The sequence below is a fragment of the Falsiroseomonas sp. genome, assembly GCF_030695085.1.
In the GTDB taxonomy this organism is placed as follows: Bacteria; Pseudomonadota; Alphaproteobacteria; order Acetobacterales; family Acetobacteraceae; genus Falsiroseomonas.
Genome location: NZ_JAUYTS010000086.1, coordinates 1 through 1,081, shown reverse-complemented (window position 1 = coordinate 1,081; position 1,081 = coordinate 1). Strand labels below are relative to the sequence as shown.

The following is a 1,081-nucleotide window of genomic DNA, read 5'->3' as shown; positions in this document are numbered from 1 at the left end:
CGCGGCGGCGGACGATCTGGTGCAGGACACGCTCGAACGTGCCTGGGGCAAGTTCCATTTGTGGCGGCGCGGCAGCGACCTGCGTGCCTGGCTGTTTTCCATCATGCACAATGTGTATGTGAACGGCGTCAGGAAAAGCAGCGCGGTGCCCATGCTGCTGCCGCTGGAGGATGATGCGCTGGACGTGCCGGTGCGCGCCGCCCAGGAGGACGGGCTCCAGGTCCGGGATGTGCATGCGGCGCTCGCCTGCCTGCCGCAAGAGCAGCGCGAAGTCTTGCTGCTGGTCGGGCTGGAGGAAATGCGTTACGAGGAAGTGGCGAAAGTGCTGGATGTGCCGCTGGGAACGGTGATGTCGCGCCTGTCGCGCGGACGCGAGCGTCTGCGCCAGATCATGGCGGGCGGCGCCGTGCCGGCATTGAGGGTGGTGAAATGAGCGAGCCGATGCAGACCGTGAACGAGGACGAATTGCAGGCCTATGCCGATGGCCAGCTGGATGAACCGCGCCGTACGGAGGTGGTTGCCTGGCTGGCGAGCCATCCTGCCGAGGCCGGGCGGGTGGAGGATTACCGGCGCCAGAATGCGGCCTTGCACGCCCTGTTCGATCCGGTGCTGGACGAGCCGGTTCCGCCGCGCCTGCAACGACCGCAGCCAGCCTCCTGGTACGGCATGCCCTTGCTGCGCCATGCCGCGGTAGTGGCGTGGCTGGCGATCGGCGGCACTCTCGGCTGGTTCCTGCACGGCGCGCAGGATGTGCGTTCCGGCACCAGCATAGCCTTTGTCCGTCAGGCGGCCGTGGCCCATGTGGTGTATACCCCGGAAGTGCGCCACCCGGTCGAAGTGGGTGCGGATCAGGAAGCCCACCTGGCGGCCTGGCTGTCGAAGCGGCTGGGCGTTTCAGTCAGGGTGCCGCACCTGAGCGAGGCCGGCTATGACCTGGTCGGCGGCCGGCTGTTGCCCGGCGCCAGCGGCCCGGCGGCACAGTTCATGTACCAGGACGGGCGCGGCCAGCGTCTCACCCTGTACGTGCGGACGGATGGCGGCGGTAGCCGGGAAACCGCATTCCGCTATGCGCGTGAAAACA

The 1,081-nt window shown here is 67.8% G+C and carries 2 protein-coding genes; both read left to right on the top strand.

From position 1 onward, the window contains the following. On the top strand, positions 1 to 433 hold a 433-nt coding region (locus tag Q8S40_RS10725), incomplete at its 5' end, for an RNA polymerase sigma factor (RefSeq protein ID WP_305670380.1). Then, on the top strand, positions 430 to 1,081 hold a 652-nt coding region (locus Q8S40_RS10720), incomplete at its 3' end, for an anti-sigma factor (RefSeq protein ID WP_305670379.1). The genes Q8S40_RS10725 and Q8S40_RS10720, both read left to right, overlap by 4 nt.